Annotated in this window: 1 pseudogene; it reads right to left on the bottom strand. The window is 90.9% G+C overall.

From position 1 onward, the window contains the following. Positions 1–100, bottom strand: a pseudogene (locus O7B34_RS32010) (hypothetical protein); the annotation flags it as partial. Positions 101–450: the final 350 nt, after the last annotated feature.

Raw genomic sequence — 450 nt, 5'->3', positions numbered from 1 at the left:
ACCCGGCATTCTGCCTGACCGCCAGCTCGATCTCCCCCGCGGTGTCGGGATTGTCGCGCAGGAACAGCTTGGCGTCCTCCCGGCCCTGGCCGACCCGCCGCGCATCATAGCCCCCCCCCCCCCCCGCCCCCCCCCCCCCCCCCCCCTCCCCCCCCCCCCCCCCCACCCCCCCCCCCCCCCCCCCGCCCCCCCCCCCCCCCCCCCCCCACCCCCCCCCCCCCCCCCCCCCCCCCCCCCCCTCCCCCCCCCCCCCCCCCCCCCCCCCCCCGCCCCCCCCCCCCCCCCCCCCCCGCCCCCCCCCCCCCCCCCCCCCCCCGCCCCCCCCCCCCCCCCCCCCCCCCCCCCCCCCCACCCCCCCCCCCCCCCCCCCCCCCCCTCCCCCCCCCCCCCCCCCCCCCCCCCCCCCCTCCCCCCCCTCCCCCCCCCCCCCCCCCCCCCCCCCCCCCCCCC

The sequence above is a fragment of the Mesorhizobium sp. Cs1299R1N3 genome (assembly GCF_037179625.1).
GTDB lineage: Bacteria > Pseudomonadota > Alphaproteobacteria > Rhizobiales > Rhizobiaceae > Mesorhizobium > Mesorhizobium salmacidum.
Note: the sequence above shows the minus strand (reverse complement) of the source record. Positions and strands in the feature narration are given on the sequence as shown.